The following is a 1,250-nucleotide window of genomic DNA, read 5'->3' on the forward strand; positions in this document are numbered from 1 at the left end:
ACGTATAGAAGGGGTATCACCAAACCTCGGTATTTTGTACGTTAAGCAAATCCCAGCAAAAAAAGCCGTTTCCTGTACGTTAGGAAATGACTTTCTTTAGTGATCCTTAATGAACTAAAGCACCCGTTAGTTCATTAAGAAAAGCGAAATTTCTTCAAGAATCGCGCCCGTTAACGGAATAGTGTTTCGCGAATAGTGTATGGATAACTCAAAAAGTTATCATTTCGCTCAATATTATTATAAATATCAACAATAAGAGGAAATACTTTTACCTTTTTATTAGAACCCGCCCAATTTCGATTTAGCCCTGATAGTATAAATAGCCCTTCTTCGTTTCCAAGTGGGGCAAAAACATTATTAGAGGATTTATAAACACCAACATTATATTTCTTTTGCAATATTTCTGAAGCTTGTTGTACATCTTCTACAGGTAGTCCGATTTCACTTATATTTTTAATATCTTGCGAATTAAAATCCCCATGCTCGATTTCGGGAATAGCGTGGCGAGCAATAAACTCAACAATGTTACCCAAAGGGTCATAAAAGTAAATGGAATGACAATTCCAGGATTCATCGTAATAATGGTCTATCCCGTTAATCTGATTGATTGTAACTGCTTTGTTTTTCAACCATTGTAAAGCTTGCTCTATTTTATTTTCAGTGATATTAAATGCGAAATGGTAGTAAGGGAACTCGTACTCGCTTGATTGTTTAAATGTAAGTATCGACGTGCCAGTTTTAAAGGAAATCTTTTCGTTGTTCTCTTGTATTATTGGTAATTCCAATACATCGACATAAAAATCGCTAATCCCATCTAATGAATTTGTGTACAGTATTACTTCCTTTATTTTCATGTAAATTCCCCCATATTTCGGTTTAATTGACATCCTAATTAACGCAATAATTCCACAAGGTAAAACCTGGATAAAATAATTTTTATGTAAAATTAATCCTTTATTACTGCCTAGTTAGTACAAACCTTCATATGCTCATCTATATTATAACAAAAATATCCAATTTAGCTTAGATGTGATCTTTATTCAACAATCCTGCCCCGATAGTTCCATAAAGAAAAGCTGCCTTAAAGACAGCTCCGATCTTCAGCTAAAGCACCTGTTAGTTCATTAAGATTACCCCTTGTTCTTTTGCCGATAATTGTGATTATGTTAAGAGATAATGGTAAAAAAAGGTCATTATTCCTTGGAGTAATGGCCTTTTTATCTTAGAATAGATTGTCTTATAACAGATCA

The 1,250-nt window shown here is 33.5% G+C and carries 1 protein-coding gene; it reads right to left on the bottom strand.

Annotated elements, in window-relative coordinates; translation table 11 throughout:
* Positions 1-170 precede the first annotated feature (170 nt).
* Complete coding sequence (locus N9I19_RS24805) at positions 171-854, bottom strand: VOC family protein (protein ID WP_317779342.1); 684 nt, start codon at positions 852-854, stop codon at positions 171-173.
* Between the last annotated feature and the right edge of the window lie 396 nt (positions 855-1,250).

It is taken from the genome of Peribacillus sp. CSMR9, assembly GCF_033141925.1.
Lineage (GTDB): Bacteria > Bacillota > Bacilli > Bacillales > DSM-1321 > Peribacillus > Peribacillus simplex_A.

Excerpts from the sequence above, each read along its gene's own strand:
- N9I19_RS24805 (WP_317779342.1), bottom strand. The coding sequence starts at position 854 with ATGAAAATAAAGGAAGTAATACTGTACACAAATTCATTAGATGGGATT.